Annotated in this window: 19 protein-coding genes; 4 read left to right on the top strand and 15 right to left on the bottom strand. The window is 42.2% G+C overall.

Going from position 1 to position 21,773, the window contains the following annotated elements; genetic code table 11:
* Nucleotides 1-9: 9 nt before the first annotated feature.
* The 10 genes from G337_RS0100145 to G337_RS0100190 all read right to left on the bottom strand — a co-directional run bounded on the left by G337_RS0100145 (nt 10) and on the right by G337_RS0100190 (nt 10,526).
* Complete coding sequence (locus G337_RS0100145; RefSeq protein WP_028862067.1) at nt 10-678, bottom strand: DUF2987 domain-containing protein; 669 nt, start codon at nt 676-678, stop codon at nt 10-12.
* Nucleotides 679-1,455, bottom strand: coding sequence for a hypothetical protein (locus G337_RS0100150; protein ID WP_028862068.1), 777 nt, complete (start codon nt 1,453-1,455; stop codon nt 679-681).
* 86 nt (nt 1,456-1,541) lie between these two features.
* Nucleotides 1,542-2,261, bottom strand: a complete 720-nt coding sequence (cobB, locus tag G337_RS0100155) for a Sir2 family NAD+-dependent deacetylase (protein WP_028862069.1) — start codon at nt 2,259-2,261, stop codon at nt 1,542-1,544.
* Between the two features lie 140 nt (nt 2,262-2,401).
* Nucleotides 2,402-2,710 carry an integration host factor subunit alpha gene (locus G337_RS0100160; RefSeq protein ID WP_019612902.1) on the bottom strand — a complete coding sequence of 103 codons (309 nt, stop codon included), beginning with the start codon at nt 2,708-2,710 and terminating at the stop codon, nt 2,402-2,404.
* A gap of 3 nt (nt 2,711-2,713) precedes the next feature.
* Nucleotides 2,714-5,101, bottom strand: coding sequence for a phenylalanine--tRNA ligase subunit beta (gene pheT, locus G337_RS0100165; RefSeq protein WP_028862070.1), 2,388 nt, complete (start codon nt 5,099-5,101; stop codon nt 2,714-2,716).
* Nucleotides 5,102-5,112: 11 nt separating this feature from the next.
* The gene (gene pheS, locus G337_RS0100170) at nt 5,113-6,093 is read right to left on the bottom strand and encodes a phenylalanine--tRNA ligase subunit alpha (protein ID WP_028862071.1); all 981 of its coding nucleotides are present in this window, start codon (nt 6,091-6,093) and stop codon (nt 5,113-5,115) included.
* 228 nt (nt 6,094-6,321) lie between these two features.
* Nucleotides 6,322-6,933 carry a fumarylacetoacetate hydrolase family protein gene (locus G337_RS0100175; RefSeq protein ID WP_028862072.1) on the bottom strand — a complete coding sequence of 204 codons (612 nt, stop codon included), beginning with the start codon at nt 6,931-6,933 and terminating at the stop codon, nt 6,322-6,324.
* Nucleotides 6,934-6,949: 16 nt separating this feature from the next.
* A complete protein-coding gene (locus tag G337_RS25270) occupies nt 6,950-8,545 on the bottom strand; it encodes a diguanylate cyclase (RefSeq protein ID WP_051302862.1) in 1,596 nt (531 codons plus the stop codon).
* Nucleotides 8,546-8,875: 330 nt separating this feature from the next.
* Nucleotides 8,876-9,436: a GNAT family acetyltransferase gene (locus tag G337_RS0100185; RefSeq protein WP_028862073.1), complete on the bottom strand. Its 561-nt coding sequence runs from the start codon at nt 9,434-9,436 to the stop codon at nt 8,876-8,878.
* A gap of 64 nt (nt 9,437-9,500) precedes the next feature.
* A complete protein-coding gene (locus G337_RS0100190) occupies nt 9,501-10,526 on the bottom strand; it encodes a GGDEF domain-containing protein (RefSeq protein ID WP_028862074.1) in 1,026 nt (341 codons plus the stop codon).
* Between the two features lie 310 nt (nt 10,527-10,836).
* Between G337_RS0100190 and G337_RS0100195 the strand changes: the two genes are divergently transcribed.
* Nucleotides 10,837-12,216, top strand: coding sequence for a YjiH family protein (locus G337_RS0100195; RefSeq protein ID WP_245597567.1), 1,380 nt, complete (start codon nt 10,837-10,839; stop codon nt 12,214-12,216).
* A gap of 18 nt (nt 12,217-12,234) precedes the next feature.
* Nucleotides 12,235-12,831, top strand: a complete 597-nt coding sequence (locus tag G337_RS0100200) for a MarC family protein (protein WP_028862076.1) — start codon at nt 12,235-12,237, stop codon at nt 12,829-12,831.
* Between the two features lie 66 nt (nt 12,832-12,897).
* Here the strand turns inward: G337_RS0100200 and G337_RS0100205 are convergent, their stop codons facing one another.
* Both G337_RS0100205 and dinB read right to left on the bottom strand, forming a co-directional pair.
* A complete protein-coding gene (locus G337_RS0100205; RefSeq protein WP_028862077.1) occupies nt 12,898-13,665 on the bottom strand; it encodes an SDR family NAD(P)-dependent oxidoreductase in 768 nt (255 codons plus the stop codon).
* Between the two features lie 20 nt (nt 13,666-13,685).
* Nucleotides 13,686-14,774, bottom strand: coding sequence for a DNA polymerase IV (gene dinB / locus G337_RS0100210; protein ID WP_028862078.1), 1,089 nt, complete (start codon nt 14,772-14,774; stop codon nt 13,686-13,688).
* A gap of 247 nt (nt 14,775-15,021) precedes the next feature.
* Here dinB and G337_RS0100215 point away from each other — a divergent pair, with 247 nt between their 5' ends.
* A complete protein-coding gene (locus tag G337_RS0100215; protein ID WP_028862079.1) occupies nt 15,022-17,415 on the top strand; it encodes a heavy metal translocating P-type ATPase in 2,394 nt (797 codons plus the stop codon).
* A 10-nt stretch (nt 17,416-17,425) separates the two neighbouring features.
* Nucleotides 17,426-17,815, top strand: coding sequence for a Cu(I)-responsive transcriptional regulator (gene cueR, locus G337_RS0100220; RefSeq protein ID WP_028862080.1), 390 nt, complete (start codon nt 17,426-17,428; stop codon nt 17,813-17,815).
* Nucleotides 17,816-17,874: 59 nt separating this feature from the next.
* On the opposite strand, the gene G337_RS0100225 is transcribed toward cueR, so the two are convergent.
* The 3 genes from G337_RS0100225 to G337_RS0100235 all read right to left on the bottom strand — a co-directional run bounded on the left by G337_RS0100225 (nt 17,875) and on the right by G337_RS0100235 (nt 21,756).
* On the bottom strand, nt 17,875-19,218 hold the full coding sequence (locus G337_RS0100225; RefSeq protein ID WP_028862081.1) for a dicarboxylate/amino acid:cation symporter: 1,344 nt from the start codon (nt 19,216-19,218) through the stop codon (nt 17,875-17,877).
* Nucleotides 19,219-19,804: 586 nt separating this feature from the next.
* Nucleotides 19,805-20,881, bottom strand: coding sequence for a DNA alkylation repair protein (locus tag G337_RS0100230; RefSeq protein ID WP_028862082.1), 1,077 nt, complete (start codon nt 20,879-20,881; stop codon nt 19,805-19,807).
* 107 nt (nt 20,882-20,988) lie between these two features.
* Nucleotides 20,989-21,756 (bottom strand): class II glutamine amidotransferase, encoded by a 768-nt coding sequence (locus G337_RS0100235; RefSeq protein WP_028862083.1) that lies wholly within the window; start codon nt 21,754-21,756, stop codon nt 20,989-20,991.
* Nucleotides 21,757-21,773 lie beyond the last annotated feature (17 nt).

Raw genomic sequence — 21,773 nt, forward strand, 5'->3', positions numbered from 1 at the left:
GCCTGCACATTATTTACTTAACCACGGCGTGATACGTTTAATATTCCAGGCAATAAGCTGCTGTGCATCGACAGAGTTCATATAGTTATTTGTAATCAGCAGATCACCGTTTTCTGCAGTGCTTATCTGTTTATCAAGCTGACTGCTCTGCGCGGCGGTTAACGGCTCTGCTAACTGTAAACGCACTCCGGAAAAGTCCGGCAGGAAGTATTTACCTATCATACCGGCATTCTTATGCAGAACACCTTCAAGCTGTTCACTGATTAATGCCAGGCGCCCGAATGACAAGTTATTTAATTCCGACTCTTTAGCCATCAGAGTTACCTGTAAATCACACTGCGGACTGCTTTGCCCGGCGGCTAAATCCACCTCTATCACAGCGCCGTCCTTGCGGTGTTGATCAGAGAAAAAGGGTAATAAACGCCCCTGTTTGTGAAATTCGACCGCTTCGCGTTTCTGATCTACAACCATTTGTGCATTATTAATTAAACAAAGTTCACGGCTGTTTTTATCAAGCAGATAAAATGCTGTAGTAACATGTTCATATTCCAGTTTGTACAGCGTTTTCATATAACCAAAAAACACGGAATAATCCAGTTTAACCGTAGAAGCAAAAGCACTGCTTGTGGACAAGGTTAAAAACAGTAACAGGGTTAAACGCATCTTATTTTCTCTCACTTAAGCTTCAAACTCATCATTATTATCATTGTGACTATCATCATCGTTGTCATTAATGCTGGCAACAACGCTGACACCGCACATCTGACGATATATGATGCCCATCAGATTAAAGTAGAAAGGAATAAATACAAACAGGCCTAATCCGTACGGCAGTATAGACGCAATACCTAACAAACCTAAAATCATAAACAGTAAAGTAAACTGACGTAAATTTTTATTGACCAGTTTTAATGATAATTTAAGCGCCAGTACCGGTTCAACCTGCTTCTCTGCAATCAGCGGGTAAACCAGACAAAATGCCATATTCAGATAAAGCAGAATAATAAGCGAAGGCAGCATCGCAGAGTCGCCTAAAGCCTTAGTCAGACCGACATTAATTCCGTAAACCAAAAGATTAATAATTAAGCTTGCCAGGGCTAACGGCAGGGTTTTATTAAAATAGTTAAAAACATCAATAGACTTACTTCTTACACCAATTGAATGATGTACGCCCATCATCTGCAGTCCGGTAACCAGAGGCGTCATTACCACTGAAGTAAAGATAAAGTTAATCACCATCTGCGATGTTTCATTTAAGGAGCTGGTATCATCAAAAATCAGTCCGTAACTGACAGCGACAATGATCACGGTGAAAAGGCAGGCCACAATCAGAGGCAGGTAGTGCTTTTTGGTCGTAACAAAAGCATCGCGAAAAAGGGTTTTAAAATCCAGCTGATAACCTTCGGTCAGTGATTTTTTAATATCACCGCCTAATACAAAGTGTTTTTTGTTCATAACAAGAAAGTGGTCCTAAATGAATAAAGTAAGCGCCAGACATTGTAGGCAGATCCATTAGCTTTTCAAGCTTATTAACAGCTTATCTAAACACCGTTTAACAAAGAACTTACCAGTTCAGGTACCAGCTCCGTCGCTTTGCCCTGTATTACCTGATCAAAATGACTGTGTGTTTCGCTGGGGTCCAAATTAAGTTCTATCGAATAAGCACCGACACTTTTAGCCTCCTCAACAAAACCGGCCGCCGGATAAACAGTTCCGGATGTACCGATGGCAATAAAAAGGTCCGCCTGGGAAAGGTGATGATAGATAATATCTAAACCCAGCGGCATTTCACCAAACCAGACAATATGCGGACGCAGTGCTGAAGGATACTGGCAGCAGGTACACAGATCATCACGACTCTGGTTTTCTGTGCATTGAACAACCTGATTGCTTTCCGGACAGCGGGCTTTTAACAGCTCTCCATGCATATGAATAACATTTTTAGATCCCGCCTGTTCATGCAGATTATCTATATTCTGCGTTACTAATAAAAACTCACCGCTGAACTGCTGTTCTAGCTCTGCCAATGCGTAATGAGCAGCATTCGGTTTTATCTCCTTACTGCAGAAGTCCTGACGGCGTTTATTATAAAAATCTAGTACTAAATCCGGATTCTTTTTATAACCTTCCACAGAAGCAACATCTTCTAATTTGTACTTTTCCCATAAACCGTCTTTATCCCGGAAGGTACAAATTCCCGATTCAGCAGAAACACCCGCGCCGGTTAATACCACAATCTTTTTATAGTGATTCAATGACAAATGCGCCTCCGATAAAGATGTTAAATTTTCGTTACTTGAGCAATTATTGTACTTATATAGTAAAACAATAACTGGGCTATACTTCATAAATTTCAGGCAAAAAAAAAGCCGCTGACGCGGCTTTTACTATTATGAGAAAACTAAAGTTTATCCGGTGTATCCGGTAGATTCTCTTCTACCAACTCTTTAAGTTTCTGCCCTGCTCGGAAGGTTACAACCCGGCGTGCGGCAATCGGAATATCTTCCCCGGTTTTAGGGTTGCGACCTGGACGTTCACCTTTATCTTTAAGTTCAAAGCCGCCGAAACCGGAAATTTTAACTGGTTCTCCGCTTTCTAATGTAGCTTTAATTTCTTCAAAAAATGATTCCACAAACTCTTTTGCTTCACGTTTGCTTAAGCCTATTTTTTCCGATAAATGTGTAGCTATTTCAGCTTTAGTCAGTGCCATAAATTAATCTCTCAACGATGCGTGAAACTCCATAGAAACTGCCTCAACAATATTATTAACACTCTCAGCAATTTCTTGTTCTTCTAAGGTACGTGTCTTATCTTGTAATATTAAGCCTATTGCTAGACTCTTCTTACCTTCTTCAACACCCTTTCCTTGGTATACGTCAAATAAGTTTATGCCAACTAACTCAGTTCCGCCAATTTTTTCTATAAATTTTAAGACGTTACCAGCATTTAATTTTTCATCAACTACAAATGCCAAGTCGCGGTGGTTAGCCGGGAACTTAGATATGTCTCCTGCCTGCGGCAGTTTACGCGTGATAATCTGATCTAATTCTAATTCAAATATCACAGCAGTACCGTTTAAGGCAAAAGGTTTAGCCAAACTCGGGTGCACAGTACCGATGTAACCTATGTTCTTACCGTTACGGTAAATACCTGCTGACTGCCCAGGATGCAGTGCGCTGTTGGCTTCAGCTTTAAATTCAAAGCTTGACGCATCAACACATAAATCCAGCACTGCTTCGAGATCTGCTTTAAGGTCAAAAAAGTCAACATTGCGGGTTTCAATATTCCAGTGTTCATCGTTTGCGCTGCCGATGATAACGCCGGATAACATCTCCTGCTGGTTAATACCGTTTTCTGCATTTTCGTCTTTAATAAAACGTAAACCCGTTTCAAATAAACGTACACGGTTCTGCTGACGCTTCTGGTTTTTAGACACGCTGTCTAATAACCCAGTCCATAAACTAACACGCATTGCCGACATATCTTTAGAGATAGGATGCGGCAGAATCAGTGCATCAGCTTCAGGGTGCAGCTTAAGCTGCTTGTCTGGGTCAACAAAGCTGTAGGTGATCGCTTCCTGGAATTCACGGTTTACTAATACATCACGCACTTTAGATAACTTAAGTGTCGCTTCATTATGTAAAGGCATGGTTAATGCTGCTTCAGGGGCAATATTAGGGATATTGTTATAACCGTAAACACGCGCAACTTCTTCGATAAGATCTTCTTCAATCTCCATATCAAAACGGTAAGTCGGTGCGGCTGCAGTCCAGCCTTCAGCCGTTACAGATACTTTACAGCCCAGTTGAGTCAGAATAGTTTCAACACGCTCAGAATCAATGGAAATACCGATTAAACGGTCTAATTTACTACGGCGTAAAGTGATTGTTGCCTGAGCTGGTAAATGCTCTGCGCTTACGGCTTCAGTAATCGGACCAACACTGCCGCCGCATATATCAACAAGCAGCTGCGTTGCACGCTCCATCGCTTTTGCCTGTAAAACTGGATCAACACCACGTTCATAGCGGTGCGATGCATCAGTATGCAGACCGTATGCACGTGCGCGGCCTGCAATCGCAAGCGGTGCAAAGAATGCACTTTCTAAAAAGATATCCGTTGTACCTTCAGCAACACCAGAGTCCTGACCGCCAAAGATACCCGCCATCGCCAGCGCTTTGCTCTGATCAGCAATCACTAGAGTATCGCTGTTTAATTTAACTTCTTTGCCGTCTAATAAAGTCAGCTTTTCATCCTGCTCAGCAAGACGAACTTCGATACCGCCCTGTAGTTTATCCAGATCAAAAGCATGCATCGGATGACCAAATTCAAGCAGTACAAACTGAGTAATATCAACAACAGCATCCACACTGCGCACACCACAGCGGCGTAGTTTTTCAACCATCCATAACGGTGTTACTGCATTCTGGTTAATACCGCGGATAACACGACCTAAATAACGAGGACACGCAGACGGCGCCTGCAGGTTAATCGCCACTTCGTCAGTTAATGTAACCGCTGCGTTTTCCCAGCTCGGCTCAGTAACAGCAATACTGTTTAATACACCAACTTCACGAGCAAGACCGGCAATACCTAGACAGTCGGCGCGGTTAGCCGTTAAATCAACATCAATAATTACATCATCAAGCTGCAGGTATTCACGTACACAGGTACCGACCGGCGCGTCTGCAGGCAGTTCAATAATACCTTCGGCACTTTCAGCCATACCCAGCTCTGATTCACTACACAGCATGCCGAATGACGGCTGACCGCGCAGTTTTGCTTTTTTAATTTCAAAATCACCAGGCAGTACAGCACCAACAACGGCTACGGCAACTTTAAGTCCTAAACGACAGTTTTTGGCACCACAAACAATATCGATTAATTCATCTTCACCGATATTAATTTTGGTTACCTGCAGTTTGTCTGCATCTGGATGCTGGCCGCACTCAACCACTTCACCCACTAATACTTTTGTAAATTCACCGGCAACAGGGTCGACATCATCAACCTCAAGACCTGCCATTGTTACCTGATGCGTTAATTCATCACGTGTAATTTCCGGGTTAACCCACTCTCGTAACCAAGCTTCACTAAATTTCATTTTATTAACCCTTACTTAAATTGCTTGAGGAAACGAAGATCGTTTTCAAAGAAAGAACGTAAATCATTTACGCCGTAACGCAGCATAGTTAAACGCTCAACACCCATACCGAATGCAAAACCTGAATATTTGTCCGGATCCACACCCATAGAGCGTAAAACCGTCGGATGCACCATGCCGCAGCCTAACACTTCTAACCAGCCGTTTTTACCTAATACATCTACTTCAGCAGAAGGCTCAGTAAACGGGAAGTAAGAGGGACGGAAACGCACTTCTAAATCTTCTTCAAAGAAGTTATGCAGGAAGTCATGCAGAATGCCTTTAAGCTGTGTAAAACTAACGTTTTCAGCAATCATCAGACCTTCAACCTGGTGAAACATTGGTGTATGAGTCTGGTCGTAATCATTACGGTAAACACGGCCTGGAGAGATAATACGTACCGGCGGCTCCTGCTTTTCCATAGTACGAATCTGCACACCGGATGTCTGCGTACGTAATACCAGTTCAGGATTAAAGTAGAAAGTATCGTGATCTGCACGGGCAGGATGATGCGGCGGAATGTTTAACGCATCAAAGTTATGGTAGCCGTCTTCAACTTCAGGACCATTTTTAACTTCAAAGCCTAACTCGCCGAAAAATTCAGTAATACGATCGACAGTACGGGTCACCGGGTGAACGCCGCCTAGTTTTGCGCCGCGGCCGGGCAGGGTTACATCAATTGTTTCAGAAGCCAGTTTTGCATTCAGCACTTCCGCTTCCATTGCCTGTTTACGTGCAACAAGAACAGCCTGGATTGCCTGTTTGGCTTTGTTGATCATCTGGCCGGCAGCTGGTTTTTCAGCAGGAGGTAATTTTCCTAAGCCTTTCATCTGCTCAGTCATCAAACCTTTTTTACCTAAGTAATGTAAACGAATCTGTTCTAATTCATTGCCATCTTTAGCGTTTTCTATCTGTTGTTGCGCATTAGCAACGATTTCATCAAGGTGCTGCATTAGTTTCATCTCTACTGTAAAGCAAGCAATAACAATCGTATTGATTGGACAATTTTAAAATATAAGGGGCGTGATTTTACGCAGCTAAGAGAGTGTTGGCTAGTACCGAGGTGCAATCAGGCAGTGGAAAAGAGCGGAAATAGAAGAATTATCAGAAATAAATTAACTCTTCTTGATTAGAACTCATAAATAAGCTGTTTTTTTGATATCGTAAAAGGCTCTGCAGACTTAGATAACTGTCCAGTGTTTCTCAATAATCAACTGCTTACCATCGTAAATTCGTCCTTCGAAACGATCCCCGGGAAAAACCTGCCCGACACCTTTAGGCGTTCCTGTCATCAAAATATCGTCATCAGAAAAACTCATAAAGGTACTCACTTCTTTGATAATATCGACTGGTTTATGAATCATTAAAAAATAGTCGGCCTGCTGAGTCAGCAGCCCGTTAATAAACAGCTCTAAGCGCAGCTGTTCAACGTTTCCGCTGAAACTGACAAATTCACTAAATACAGCGGATTTATCAAAAGCTTTTGCCCGCTCCCAGGGTAAACCTTGGTCTTTTAACCTGGACTGCACCGCACGTTTAGTTAAATCTAAACCGAAGCCCACGGCACTTATTTTTCCAGATCGAATAACAAATGAAATCTCAGCTTCATAATGAACCGCTTCATGCTGCTCTGTATAAATATCATTACAGACCGCCGAATTGGGTTTTACAAAAATAACCGCCTGGGTCGGCACCTCATTATTTAATTCGACAATATGTTCAACGTAATTCCGCCCGATACAGACAACTTTAGAGGGTAAGGTTTTTATGCCGTCAACTACTATATTATTCATCTTTACCCCTTTATTCTCAGTCAGTTAAAACAAAAAATTTATTACGCCCGCTCTCTTTGGCCTGGTATAAAGCCCGATCCGCCCGGTTAACAAGATCTACCATTCTGCATTGACCTGTCGGGCACAATGAGGCCGCGCCAAGGCTGACCGAAACATAATTGGAAACTTTAGAGCTTTTATGTTCGATACGTAATGATTCAATATTTTTCCGGCAGCGCTCCGCAACCTCGGCAGCATTTTCTGTCTGCGGTAAAATGGCCACAAATTCTTCACCGCCGTAACGAGCGACAAAATCACTAGAACGGCTAAAGGACTTCTGAAGCATAGCAGCCACTTCAATTAAGCAGAAATCCCCTTCAGGATGCCCGTAACGGTCGTTAAAAAGCTTAAAATAATCAATATCAATCATAATAACTGATAATGTTGATTTTTCTCGAACTGCTCTTTTCCATTCTAAGTCAAGGCGCTGATCAAAATAGCGGCGGTTGGCAATTTTAGTTAAGGCATCGGTTCTGGTTAATACTTCCAGCTCTTTTTTAGCCGCATTCAGTGCATCGGTACGCTCTGAAACAGTCTGCTCAACCAGCTTGTTGCGCGCGATAAGCGCCAGCGTATAAATTGTACTGGATAAAACTAAAATAATACCCAGCAGACTGCTGGTAACAGGTACCATACTGCGCCGCTCACTTATATAATCACTGCTCGGCTGTGCATAAACAGCCCATTGACGGCCGGAAAAAGTCTCTATACTTTTCTGATATGAAAATGGAGCCTGATAAGATTCTTTAAATTCCTGCTCATAGGAACGCAGTAATAACACTTCCTGTTTATCACTAATATCCAGCAGCTTAAAATTAATATCAGCGGCATTGGTACGCTGCATTGCCCGCTCAAAGAGTTTTTCAATAATAAAAACCCCGGATATAAACCCTTGAAGCTGCTGCTGTCTTTTTTCTATGGTGACAGGAGTCCCTTGATAAATAGGGATAAAAGTTAAAAAGACCGCCTGCGGTGTGTGCACCAGATTAATCAGGCCGGTTGAAAGTACTTGATCAAAATCTTTAGATTTCTGCAGTGTCTGCATAAGAGCGCGCTGGGATCCCAGATCAAAACCTAATGCTCTCTCATTTCTGCTTAATGGTTCAATAAAATCTATCGGATAATAAAGCGGCCGCTCACCGGCTGTTGACATCTGGCCCTGCTCTATACGCTCAGTTATTTCATAACCGGGAGCTTCAAAGGTTTTGTGTTTTTCATAAACACGGCGGTTTTTATGCTTAACTTTAGGAGTCCATAACAGCGCCTGAATATCAGGGTGACGCAGTAAAATCTGCTTAGAGATGTTAGAAAACTCAGAAGCACTTACATCCTCAGAGCTTTCGAATAAACCTTTTAGCGCATATAAAACTTCCATATTAATGCGCATTTCACTTTCCAGCACAGCAACTTTATCTTCAACATCATTTTGAAAATCCATTTCAATAGCCCGCGTTTCTTTTTCATAAAAAAAACAGCCGACAAAGATCGATAAAGCGATGCCCAGTAGCGAGCATAACAGCAGTAGATTTTTAGAAGAGATATTCATGTTTAAATTAATAATAGCCGCCACCATAACACACTGTTATATATCAGTTTTGAAGCATAACCCTGTTATATATACCCGTTATCATTCAAGATGCAAAAATCAGCAAGTCGTGAGGTGAACAAATTCTAGGCGTGAAGGTGAAGATCTAACGGGTTAAATCGAAACTTCACAACAACGAAGATGTTTGCCTCGCGGCTTGCCCTGCGGGTCGCCAGCTCGAAAACCAATACTGCGTTACAACATTCGATAAGGGCTAGCCATTGTCATCATGTTGCGTCTTGTATTGGTGTCCGAGCTGGCGACTGATAAATGCATTTTGATTGGTAACGGGTATATATTAACCCAGACAGAGTTCGTCTAAAAGACAGATTTAGATGTATCGTAAGCCAGTTCATAATAATGGTTATTGTTAAATTCAAATTCCTGAATCACATCAAGCTTTAGTTTTTTACTGTGGGCGGCAAAAGATCTAGGGTTAATTTTATTAACAAAGGTGATCAGAACCGGGTAACGTTTTGCCATTTCAATACGGGAAAAATCGAAGATTTTTTCTAACAAACCTGAACCGCGGAAGGCTTTATCAATACACACAGGGCCGTACTGATAGGAATTTTTTACGCTTAAGCGGCGCCCCAGATAGTTGAGATTAGGCAGGTCTTCGGCCATAAAAACGAACATCGGCCAGATTGACCAGAACTGCCAGGAAGCAGCCATTACATAAGCAGTAACCTGCTCTCCCTGTTTAGCGATAAATAATCCCTGCTCTTGAGTGATCAGCTCAGTTAACTGCTCTTTAGTGAAGGCCGTAGTAACAAAACCATCTTTTTTATCCTGCTCATCTATCGAATCAACCTGATACTTAGCATGTAAAGCTAAAGTTGCTTCGATATCACTAAGCTGTGCTATTTTAAATTCCATTATTCACCTTTCAAAAAACATAAAAAATCCCAGCCTTATCGACCGGGATTAATGCTGGAACCTGTTATGACAATATAGGTAAAACGCGGTTTCTGCCTAAGCGTTTTGCTTCATATAAATAGTCATCCGCCCGAGCGATAAAACTAGTTAATGATTCATCTTTCTGGAACTCTACCACACCAAAAGAGGCGGTAATACTGTTGATGGTTTTTGCTGTACGCTTATCTTTCAGGCTTAATTTTTCAAATGATTTACGTATCGTTTCTGCAAAATGGCGGGCGACTCTTAAATTACTTTTCGGTAATAAAATAACAAACTCCTCCCCGCCAAAACGGTAGGCACTGGCACCGTCGCGCATACTGTCATTTAATTTTCGTCCAACCGCTTTCAATACCTGATCACCAAGCAGATGGCCCCAGTTATCATTAAACAGTTTAAAATGATCTATATCTGTCAGGATCATACACAATCCATGACTTTCTTCCTGTAAAAATGCTGACAGCTCCGTATCAAAAGCATGGCGGTTTAACAAACCGGTTAAAGAATCATATAATGCCTGTTTCTGACTTTTCTGCAGCTCCGCTTTTAATGAAGCAATTTCCCCTTTAGCACTGCTTAAACTTTTACTGAAGAACTGTGTGGAACGATGCATATCTTTAGAGTCTGCTTCGAGTTTTTTAAGCAGCACCACTACCTCGTCAATCGACCAGCCTTCATCTTCAACCCGGTTAATATCCGTAAATGTTTTATCAAACGCCTGCTGAAATTTACTGGTATCACTATGAGTATCAGTTAATGACTTATCTAACTGCAGCAGCATATTCTCGACACTCTGACGCAGTTCCCAGGTGCTCGACTCTGTTTTATCTGAAACAAACTCACGATACAGAGATTCAGCCTGAACCGGCGGGCAGACATCATGACCTTCCATTAAATTTTCTAATTTAACATTCAATTCAGGAATATCATTAGACACGTAGGTATACCAGAGTGCGTAATTCAAAGGTGTTGTCGGAACCTGGTACTTCATCATTAATGGTACAGCTTTTTTGAGAATAGCCGCTGATTTGACCATCAAATCGTTACTCATAATTATTATCCTGCTCACTAATATACTTTAATGTATTTTCTTATTGCTGAAGCATGCTATAAGCAGACCTGCAACTCAATTTTTTTTCTTTATAATCTGATACAAATCATTATATACCCAAACGGTCCGCAAATTACCGTCCCCTCTGACAGTCTGACTAGAGATGTAAAAAAAGTGAATAATTAAACGCCCTACGCATTTACATAAGACAGCAAAGCAAGTACCCTTGCGCCTTTCGTTTAAAGGCTGCTTTAATACGCTTTTTATTAACGATCCCATTTTAAAAAATACGTTTTCAAGGTGAAACAAAGTGACGGCAGAAGTGACAGAAAAAGTAACGACAAAAAAATCACATAATCTAGCAACAATACTGACTTTTATTATTCCTTCATTAATTGGTCTTTTATTATTTATGACACCTATCAGTTATCAGGGTGCCATTACCATTCCTATCGCAATCGTATCAAAAGGCCTGCAGAGTTTTCTTGGCGGCTCAATAACAGCAGTTGTCACCATTATTGTAGTATTCACCGCACTGATGACGGTAATGCATAAGCTGTTTAAAATAAAACTGATTCAACAGAGTGAATTTTTCAGTACATTATTTGATATCTCACCAATGTGGTTTGTGATCCGTCTTTTAGGTGCTGTCTTTATTCTGCTGACTTTTTTCGGCTTGGGACCTGAAGCGATTCAATCAGCAAATACCGGCGCATTAGTATTAAACGATCTGCTGCCGGTACTGCTTTGTGTGTTTATTTTTGCCGGTATGTTACTGCCGCTGCTGTTAAACTTCGGTCTGCTTGAGCTGTTCGGCACCCTGCTGACTAAAATAATGCGCCCTGTTTTTAACCTGCCCGGCCGCAGCGCAATTGACTGTATGGCTTCCTGGTTAGGTGACGGCAGTGTTGGTATTTTAATGACCAGCAAACAGTATGAAGCACATTATTATACACAGCGTGAAGCAGCGGTTATCGGTACGACTTTCTCAGCAGTTTCAATCACCTTCTCGTTAGTAGTTATTTCTCAGGTACAGTTAGAGCATCTGTTTCTACCTTTTTACCTGGCAGTTTGTTTAGCAGGTATAGCGGCGGCGGTTATTGTGCCTAAACTACCGCCTCTATGCTGGAAAAAGGACTGCTACATGGACGGGTCTGAAAAACATCCGGATCATGAATTAACACCGGAAGGACACAATGTATTTTCATGGGGTCTTGAGCAGGCGTTACTTACTGCTGAAAAATCATCTGGATTTAAACATACCGTTAAAGACGGCCTGAAAAATGTCATTGATATGGTCTTTGGTGTTATTCCCGTGGTGATGGCAATCGGTACTCTTGCATTAATTGTTGCCGAATACACGCCGGTTTTTGAATACTTAGGTTTACCTTTTATTCCGCTGCTGGAGTGGCTGCAGATACCGGAAGCAGCTGAAGCCTCAAAAACCATTGTTGTTGGTTTTGCCGATATGTTTATCCCTTCTATTCTGGCTGCTTCAATTGAGTCTGATATGACACGCTTTATTATTGCAGCTATGTCAGTAACACAGCTGATTTATATGAGTGAAGTCGGTGCACTGTTATTAGGCAGTAAAATCCCGGTAAATATCCTCGAACTGTTCGTTGTATTTATTTTACGTACCTTAGTGACTCTGCCGGTAATTACCGGTGTTGCACATCTGATTTTTTAACTGAATTAAGGAACTACAATGGATATCGCGGTTTACTTACATGCTTTAACGGCACTGTTTGTTATTATCGACCCGATCGGCGCGGCACTGATTTTTAATTCGTTAACCGGCGGCAGCGACAGCAAACACCGTAATATTATGGCGGTAAAAGCCGTTTTAATCAGCGGTGTATCATTGATTTTATTTGGTAATTACGGCGAAGCTCTGTTTTCTCATTTGGGCATTAATATTAACTCGCTGCGTATATCCGGCGGCTTGTTACTCTTTTATACCGCCTTTAATATGATCACTAAAGAAGCAGAGTTTACCTCAAAGGGAGAACAGCAGGATATTTCAGTTTTTCCGATGTCAATTCCCCTGCTCTCCGGCCCGGGGACGCTGACACTGGCGATTCTTCTGTTTTCGCACACCTCGGAAACAAGCGGTACGATTGCTGTTTCTATGGCAATAATATCAACACTGGGATTAACTCTGCTGCTGATGCTTGCTTCTAAATACCTGAAGAAAGTTATCGGCCGAACTGGTGATGAAATATTAAGACGTTTCTTAGGGGTGATCCTGGCTGCGCTGGCAATTCAATTTATTTACGACGGTATTAAGAATTTCGCCCTGTAATAGTTTGAATACTCATCCGCTAATAAAAGGGCTTTTATGCCCTTTTATTTTATCTGCAGTTTAGCCTTATTTCTGAATCAGATATGCGATTTTTCGGGCAAAAATTCTCGGAGCAAACTGCGCGGCTAATGCCCCGATTTTATTAATTAAACCGGGAATAACCACCGCTTTATTTAAGTTAGCAAGTGCATAACTTACTACCGGCTGCTTGTCCATTACGCGCATTTTATAAACCTGTGAATCAGACATATCTGCGGCCTGCGCAAATTCTGTTTTAACGGCGCCCGGGCATAATGTACTAACCCGGATCCCCTGCCCTTTCAGCTCTTCATGCAGTGCTTCACTAAAGGATAAAACAAAAGCTTTACTGGCATAATAAACCGCCAGATTAGGCCCGGCCTGAAAAGCAGCCGTTGATGCGACATTAATAATAAAACTGTTTTTCTGTCTTCTAAGCAGCGGAATACAGAGGTGGGTTAACGAAACTAATGCACTGATATTCACCTGCAGTATATGCATCTGCCTGCTTAACTCACTATCTGCAAATGAACCTCTCTGCCCCAACCCGGCATTATTAACCAGGCCGACTATACTGAGTGATTCTTTATCAATATAATCACTCACTGCTTGAGCACCGCCCGCTTCACTTAAATCCGCACTGAAACAGCGCACTGCTAAATCAGGGTATAAATCTTTAATTTTTTTCTGAACCCGCTCTAATCTATCTTGACGCCTTGCGACTAATAACAGTGGAAAACCCTGTTGCGCAAGCTGATATGCAAACTCTTCACCAAGTCCGGCACTGGCACCGGTAATTAATACATACTCTTTCATATTCACCTTAACTGAAAATATTAATCTAAAAGACTAAGCTGAACCGCCGATTGATTATCACTGACACGCTTCTCTAATCCGACTGAAATACCCAGCAGGCGGATCGTTTTATCCGGGGTCTGCTCTAACAGATGATGCAGTAATATTTTAAATAAAGATAAGGATAATTCAGCCGATTTCCGCTCTGCACTTTTTACCGTAAAGTCGCCGAATTTAACCTTCACGCCGACTTTAGTTATCACTTTTTCTTTTAATACTTTTTGTAAACGGCGGTTAAGTTCATCATAAAAAGCATCTAAATGCAGCAGACAGGCAGACTCATCTAACAGATCTTTTTCAAAAGTACGTTCAACCGCTAATGATTTCCGCTCACGATTAGGTTCAACCATCCGGTTATCAATACCGCGGCTGAAATTAAGCAGCGCACCGCCTAATTTACCAAACTCTAACAGCAGCTTTTCACTGTCATAAAGCTGCACATCACCGCAGCTGAACAGCCCTTTTAACGCCAGTTTCTGCTGCGCAACTTTCCCCACCCCGGGAATCTTTTTAAGCGCCAGCGTTTTTACAAATTCAGCCACTTTATCAGGCGGGATAACACATTGACCATTGGGTTTATTTTCATCGGATGCAATTTTTGCCAGAAACTTGCAGGGCGCAATCCCCGCTGAAGCAGTTAAATTGAGCTCTTCAAAAATAGCGCGGCGGATATCCTGAGCAATATAAGTAGCAGAGCCTTTAAACAGAGTACATTCTGTCACATCTAAAAATGCTTCATCTAAAGACAGAGGCTCAACCAGATCTGTATAGCGGAAAAATATCTCTTTTATTTTTTTCGACACTTCCACATAAACCTGCATCCGCCCGGGAATAATCAGCAGATCCGGGCATAAAGCTTTAGCTTTAAAGCTGGGCATCGCCGAGCGTATGCCGAACTCCCGCGCTTTATAATTACAGGTTGAAAGCACTCCGCGGCGCTCACTATGACCGCCTATTGCAAGCGCTATATCCCGGTATTGCGGATTATCACGCATCTCTACAGCCGCATAAAAACAATCCATATCAATATGAATGATTTTTCGTTGTGTGGAAGAAACTGCATTTGTCACAATGAACACCTGTTTTTTTAGACAGTCCTTATTTTGTGCTGTTTTAAATAAATAGCAAGCATAAATTTATTTTCAATTTATTTTCTAATCGCCTTTGACCCTGCCCTAAGGGTAAAGGTTATGCTAATGTTATCTGAGCTTAGTTATAGTTAAGAAATTAACATGTCCGTTGTTATCTGAGCTTAGTTAAGAAATTAACACGTCTAATGTTATCTGAGCTGAGCTTAGTTATAGTTAAGGAATTAACATGTCTACCACATCGAAATTAAAACTGCCCGTTTATGGTATGAACTGTGCCGGCTGTGCCAGCCGCCTACAAAGTGCATTAAACGAAATACCCGCTGTAGCTGCCGAAGTTAGTTTTGCATTAGAAAGTGCTCTGCTAAGCTTTGCACCACAAGCTGATCATAGCGAAACACTTAAGCTGGTATTAGCTGTGCTGGATAAAAAGGGTTATCAGACCGACAGTGAAACCATTGTTATTTCCGTAAGAGGCTGGAGCTGTGTCAGCTGTGTTAATAAAACCACCAGCATGCTTAATGCATCCCCCCGGATTATTGATGCACAGGCTAATTTTGCTGCTGAAAAGGTGCTGCTGAGAACGATTCAAGGGGCATTAACTCAAGAAGATATTAAGCAGCTGGCGGCGAAAATGCCTTATCAGCTGACTATTGAATCTAAACAGGATCTAAAAACTCAAAATGCCTTAAAAGCAGCCGAGGATAAAAAACGCGATAACAAGGCATTACTCACCTTAACAGCGGCTGTCATACTAAGCCTGCCGTTTTTATTAACCATGCTTAATATGCTTATTAACAACGAGCATTCTTTATTACCCGGCTGGCTGGAGTTTACTTTAGCAACGCCCCTGCAGTTTATAATCGGCGCACGCTTTTATAAAGGCGCCTGGCACAGTCTTAAAAGCGGATCTGCCAATATGGATCTGTTAGTGGCTCTGGGCACCAGTGCGGCTTACTTTTACAGCCTGTATATTCTCCTGTCCGGCTTAGACCAGCCGCTGTACTTTGAATCAAGCGCCTTAGTTATCACCCTGGTTACTCTGGGTAAATATTTAGAACACCGTGCTAAACAAAATACCAGCAGTGCGATTAATGCCCTGATGGCACTGCGCCCGGATACTGCCAAGGTTAAGAAAGGTAAGCTTTATGTTGATATTAAAATTGAAAATGTGCAGATCGGAGATCTGGTGCAGGTTGCTATCGGTGAAAAAGTCCCCGTTGACGGCCTGGTCGCGCAAGGTAAAAGTTATTTAGATGAGTCACTGTTAACCGGCGAAAGTAAACCCGTTTTAAAAAACAGCAGCGATCCTGTGATTGCCGGCAGTATTAACGGCGACGGCGTTTTATTAGTTAAAACCACAGCAGTTGGTGAGTCCACCAGCTTAAGTAAAATCATCTCCTTAGTTGAAAATGCGCAGATGAGTAAAGCTCCTATTATGCAGCTGGTTGATAAAATCAGCGCCGTTTTTGTGCCCGTTGTTTTACTTATTGCCGCGGCGACATTTTTAAGCTGGTATTATTTAAGCGGTGATTTTCAGCATGCATTAATCAGTGCGGTTGCTGTTTTAGTCATTGCCTGCCCCTGTGCTTTAGGGTTAGCTACACCAACAGCCGTGGTAGTCGGTACGGGGGTGGCTGCCCGGCAGGGAATCTTAATTAAGGATATTAAAACCCTGCAGCAGGCTTATAAACTGCAGACCATTATCTTTGATAAAACCGGCACATTAACTCAGGGTAAAGGTCAGATAAATGAAATATTCAGCATTGACGGTGATAACAAAAGTCTGCTTGCTAAACTCTACGCATTACAGGGCGGCAGCCGCCACCCGATTGCTCACGCAGTAAAAAACTACTGCTCAGCAAACAACATAGCGGCGGACAATGCTGATGATGTACAGGCTATAAATGGGGAAGGTATTAAAGGTTTAGTTGACGGTCATCAGCTGGTCGCCGGTAACTTGACCATGATGAAACGCTTTAACATTACAGTAGCGGCGCAGCTGCTGGAAAAAATGTTAAATCAGAGTGACAGTTACGTTTATATTGCAGCGGACAAAACACTTTTGGGTTATATCAGTATCAATGACCAGCTTCGCAGTGAAAGCTGTGAAGCGATAAAGGAGCTGCACAAACGCGGCCTGCAGACGGTCATGTTAAGCGGTGATAAAGACAGTGTTGTTAACCATATTAGTCAGCAGCTGCAGATCAGCAGCAGTTTCAGTGAACTGAAACCGGAGCAGAAACTTAATAAATTAGTCGAACTGCAGAAAAACAGACGGGTCGCTATGGTTGGAGACGGGGTTAATGACGCTCCGGCGCTTGCGCAGGCCGATGTCAGTATTGCCATGGGCACCGGCAGTGATGCGGCTAAAGAGAGTGCATCAATCACCTTAATGCGTAATGATCCGCGCCTAGTGGCGCTGGCCGTTGATATTTCCAAAGCGACCTGGCATAAAATACAGCAGAACCTGTTCTGGGCATTTATTTTCAATACAGCAGCTATTCCGGCCGCCGCCATGGGCTATTTAAGCCCGGCAATTGCCGGCGGCGCAATGGCGTTATCAAGTATTATGGTATTAACTAACTCTTTATTATTAAAAGGTTTTAAAACAAATAACTAAGGTATCTATTATGTTATCAATCAGCCAGGCAGCCAGAACAACCGGATTATCGGTCAAATCAATCCGCCATTATGAACAGATCGGCCTGATTCCGTCACCTCCCCGCGGGGAAAATGATTACCGCTATTACCCGGAAGCAATGATCCGGCAGCTGCATTTTATTAAGAGCAGCAAAGATGCAGGCTTTAACTTGAAAGAGTGTAAAGAGCTGCTGCAGCTGTGTGAAAATAAAGAACGCAGCAGTGCCGATGTAAAAATGATTGCACTGCAGAAAATTGAGGAGTTACAGGCAAGAATCGATCAGCAGCAGGCCTTGCTTAACAGTTTAAAAGCGCTCACCAGACAGTGTCATGGTGATTCAAAAGCTGACTGCCCGATAATTGATGCTTTTATAAAATAATAAAAGGCCCTGCGCAGCTCAAGCGCAGGGCCTTTTTAATAAATAAAACAACAACTCAGTTAAACTGAGCTGTCCGCTTTATCAGGCTGTGAGTACTCTCCGCCTAATGTATGAAGATGCAGCTCTTCTTCTTTATCTCCGGCTTTAGGATCGTTAAATACATCAACATCCATTTCACCTTCTGATTTAGCAACAATACAAGTTACCACACTGTCACCGGTAATATTAACCGCAGTACGGATCATATCCAGCAGTCTGTCGACCCCCATAATCATCGCGATACCTTCAACGGGTAAACCAACCTGATTAAGCACCATCGCCAGCATAATCAAACCAACCCCCGGTACACCGGCAGTTCCCACTGATGCTAGGGTTGCAGTTAAAATAACAGCGGCATAATCACCCAGTGTTAAATCAATATTAAACGCCTGCGCAATAAATACCGTGGCAACCCCCTGCATAATCGCAGTACCGTCCATATTCACCGTAGCCCCTAAAGGAACCGTGAATGATGCAATCTTATTTTTTACCCCCATATGTTTAGTTGCCGTTTCCAGAGTCACAGGAATCGTTGCACTTGAAGAGGCAGTTGAAAATGCAAAAGTAATTGCTGTTTCCATTTTCTTAAGAAATATCAGCGGATTCAGACCGGTAAAGACTTTAAAAAAGACGCCGTAGGTAACAAAACCATGCAGCACCAGTGTACCGGAAAGCACCAGGAAGTACCCCAGCAGGTTGCCTATGGCCTCTAAACCAATTTCGGTAAACAGTTTAGCCATCAGGAAGAATACACCGTACGGGGCAATATTCATCAGCATAACAACCAGCTTCATAATAACTTCGTTAAGATCCGCAAAAAACGATGCAATACGTACCCCGGCTTTACCTGCAGAACTGACCGCAATACCGAACAATACTGCAAATACAATAATCTGCAGTGTATTGCCTTGAGCCATGGAGTTAATCGGGTTAGTCGGGAACATATTAATGATCACCGAACCTAAAGAAGGCGCATCCGAAGACTGGAAAGAGGATGCGGCCGAAAGGTCTGCGCCGACACCGGGCTGGAAAATATTCGCAGTAAAAATAGCCAGAGTAATCGCAATAGCAGTAGTTGCAAGATATATAGCAACCGTCTTACCGCCTAAGCGGCCTAATGTTGTAATATCTTTTAATGAACTTGTGCCGCAGACTAAGGATACAAAAATAAGCGGTACAACCAGCATTTTTAAGCTGGCAACAAAAATTGCACCGCCGACATCAAAAATGCCATGGACAATATAATCGTTTACAAAGCTGATATCCGAGAAAAAAGTCCGGATAATAAACCCCGTTGCAATACCAGCAAACATACCGAGAAGAACTCGTTTTGTGAGTGACATTTTTTGTTTATCTTCAGTCATAAATAACCCTTAAAAAGTAACGTTTACTGCAAGGTCAAATACAATGCAGTGCTTTAAATTATTGAACTGTACATTTTTCCTTTTAGATTAGTGGTTTATACCAATCGCACTAATTATCTAACCTATTATGCTGGTTAAAATCGGTGCTAACTTCGTTATTGATTTTGTAATTAGAACAACTAATTACGGCAATCAATGCCTTGTTATCAGCAATTTTTACTACGCCTAAATAGGCCGTCTATTTAGTGTGATTGGTATTAACCGTTAACGGCGGCATATACAGCGCGCGCAAAAACGCCAACATAAGCATATAAAATACTTAAATATACGGGATAAAATTAGGAGCAGATCCTATTTAGATTGATTGAGATATTTTCCATAACCGGCTTTACAAACAGGTTCTTTATCTCTTCCTTGAACAGCTTTGGCGGGCATCCTGACCACTGGGGTATAACTAATTAGTGATAAAACTTAAATTGTTTTTAAGAAATTGTCTACAATGCAGCAGTTTTAAAATAAAAAAACACAACCAAACTCACTAAAACAACAATCTTTATATTTATTTAAACTGGCAGTGATTTTTCACTCATTCACTCAGGTCAAAACGGCTTTTAAACATCTCAACACCATTTACCACAATAGCCAGATGATGCTCTCCCGGATAATATTTTCGGGTAGAAATGCTTTTAAAACTAAACTGCTTAGTCACCTTTTTAGTGTTGGTCTTCAGGGTTGATTCTGATATTTTAAAAATTTTGCTGGCCCCTTTACCATTCTTTTTCATAAAACCGATAACAAACTCGAGGCGAAGCTTTCCTAGCGGCCCGCGGCTGTTTAAAGAAAAGGAAAAATCTAAAAGCTCTCCCATTTTGACCGATTTCGCCGCTTTAAAATCTTTTATTTTAATATGCTCGGGTACAGCAAACCCGAATAAAGCCAAAACCTGCGGATCTCCCTGTTTTAATAATCCCCGGCAGGCATGCTTAACAATCCAGTCCAGGTGTTTATTTTTACCAATCCAGGAACGGGCAATCTTAACCACCAGCTGCGGGTTGTCTTTACTGATATCATTAAGGTTATTAGCCACACTTCTGCGCACATAAAGGCTGCTGTCGTCTTTTAGAAGCTCAAGAATTTTTATAATATCCCGAGGATCTTTTTTAAACTCAGGCAAGGCACTCGCCCAGGGCAGACGCGGCCGGCAGCCTTCAGATGCGAGTCTTCGCAGGTGCTCATTATCAGAGAGAGCCCAGACAGCCATCTGGGCCATCATCTGCTCCGGATATTTATTAATAAACGGACGAACTGCAAATTCTGAACTGGAATATTGAGTCAGGAGCGCAAGTGTTTCAATTGAGGTGTGGTAATCGTCCAGCCCGTATAACTCCACAAAAGCGGGGAAAAACATCGCTTCATAACCGCCAAAAAACGGCGCGCTCTGCTTTAATATTGCGGTGCTTTTTGTAAAATCAGCGGGTAGAAACTGATATAAGGTTTGTGCGATAAAAGTTAAACGCGCTTTGAGCTCTTTATCCGGCCAATGCTGGTCAAAAATTGTTTTATTAAATTCATCCTGAGCGAACTCAGGATAAACATCTGCAATTTTAGCGGAAAGTGAATCGATAAAATCAGTCGTGTAAACATGCTTTAACAGTTCAGCCATTATACATCCAGTAATATATACCCAAGCACCTGCTTACCATAGTGGAAAACACAGAAGATACCAGCCTGACTTCATCTACAATGCATGTTTGCACACAAAACAAACAATTAAAGCACCCGCTCACCATAATGGAAAACACAGAATTCGCCTTCCTGCATCTTATTCCAGGTTTCATCTTTAGTCAGCGGACGAGTAGCGATCACAGTTACCACATCACTGTCAGAAGTTTCCTTTTTAAAGTCGACCACCATATCTTCATCAATCAGCTGCGCTTTACCAAACGGTGCTCGACGGGTTATCCAGTGCAGGTTATTGGTGCAGTAACACATCACGTATTCACCGTTACTCAGAAGCATATTAAATACCCCCATTGCCCGCAGGCTGTCTGCGTAACCGGCAACTCTTTTGAACATCTCTAAAATATCTGCCGGCTCGTCTGCATAATTCTGATGCAGCTGATCAATAATCCAGCAGAAAGCACGCTCACTATCCGTCTGACCAACGGGATTCGCATAACCCATTGGTAAAACGTCATAACCCGTTAACTGACCGTTATGCGCATAGGTCCAGTTTTTACCCCATAATTCACGAATAAACGGGTGGGTATTTTCTAAGGAAACACCACCGCGATTTGCCTGGCGGATATGGCTGATCACCGATTTACTTTTAATCGGATAGTTTTTTACCAGCTGGGCAACACGAGAATCACAGCTTGGTTTGGGATCCTTAAAACTACGGCAGCCTTTACCTTCATAAAAAGTAATACCCCAGCCGTCTTTATGAGGTCCGGTTTCACCACCGCGTTTAACCAGCCCGCTGAAACTAAAACAGATATCAGTGGGCACATTCGCGCTCATACCTAGTAACTCACACATTTTAAGCCTTTCTTTTT

The sequence above is a fragment of the Psychromonas aquimarina ATCC BAA-1526 genome (assembly GCF_000428725.1).
Classification (GTDB): domain Bacteria; phylum Pseudomonadota; class Gammaproteobacteria; order Enterobacterales; family Psychromonadaceae; genus Psychromonas; species Psychromonas aquimarina.

What these genes read in the sequence shown, in the direction of transcription:
- G337_RS0100150 (WP_028862068.1), bottom strand. Translation starts at nt 1,455, where the DNA reads ATGAACAAAAAACACTTTGTATTAGGCGGTGATATTAAAAAATCACTG.
- G337_RS0100160 (WP_019612902.1), bottom strand. Translation starts at nt 2,710, where the DNA reads ATGGCACTGACTAAAGCTGAAATAGCTACACATTTATCGGAAAAAATA.
- pheT (WP_028862070.1), bottom strand. Translation starts at nt 5,101, where the DNA reads ATGAAATTTAGTGAAGCTTGGTTACGAGAGTGGGTTAACCCGGAAATT.
- pheS (WP_028862071.1), bottom strand. Translation starts at nt 6,093, where the DNA reads ATGCAGCACCTTGATGAAATCGTTGCTAATGCGCAACAACAGATAGAA.
- G337_RS0100175 (WP_028862072.1), bottom strand. Translation starts at nt 6,933, where the DNA reads ATGAATAATATAGTAGTTGACGGCATAAAAACCTTACCCTCTAAAGTT.
- G337_RS25270 (WP_051302862.1), bottom strand. Translation starts at nt 8,545, where the DNA reads ATGGTGGCGGCTATTATTAATTTAAACATGAATATCTCTTCTAAAAAT.
- G337_RS0100185 (WP_028862073.1), bottom strand. Translation starts at nt 9,436, where the DNA reads ATGGAATTTAAAATAGCACAGCTTAGTGATATCGAAGCAACTTTAGCT.
- G337_RS0100190 (WP_028862074.1), bottom strand. Translation starts at nt 10,526, where the DNA reads ATGAGTAACGATTTGATGGTCAAATCAGCGGCTATTCTCAAAAAAGCT.
- G337_RS0100200 (WP_028862076.1), top strand. Translation starts at nt 12,235, where the DNA reads ATGGATATCGCGGTTTACTTACATGCTTTAACGGCACTGTTTGTTATT.
- G337_RS0100205 (WP_028862077.1), bottom strand. Translation starts at nt 13,665, where the DNA reads ATGAAAGAGTATGTATTAATTACCGGTGCCAGTGCCGGACTTGGTGAA.
- G337_RS0100215 (WP_028862079.1), top strand. Translation starts at nt 15,022, where the DNA reads ATGTCTACCACATCGAAATTAAAACTGCCCGTTTATGGTATGAACTGT.
- cueR (WP_028862080.1), top strand. Translation starts at nt 17,426, where the DNA reads ATGTTATCAATCAGCCAGGCAGCCAGAACAACCGGATTATCGGTCAAA.
- G337_RS0100225 (WP_028862081.1), bottom strand. Translation starts at nt 19,218, where the DNA reads ATGACTGAAGATAAACAAAAAATGTCACTCACAAAACGAGTTCTTCTC.
- G337_RS0100230 (WP_028862082.1), bottom strand. Translation starts at nt 20,881, where the DNA reads ATGGCTGAACTGTTAAAGCATGTTTACACGACTGATTTTATCGATTCA.
- G337_RS0100235 (WP_028862083.1), bottom strand. Translation starts at nt 21,756, where the DNA reads ATGTGTGAGTTACTAGGTATGAGCGCGAATGTGCCCACTGATATCTGT.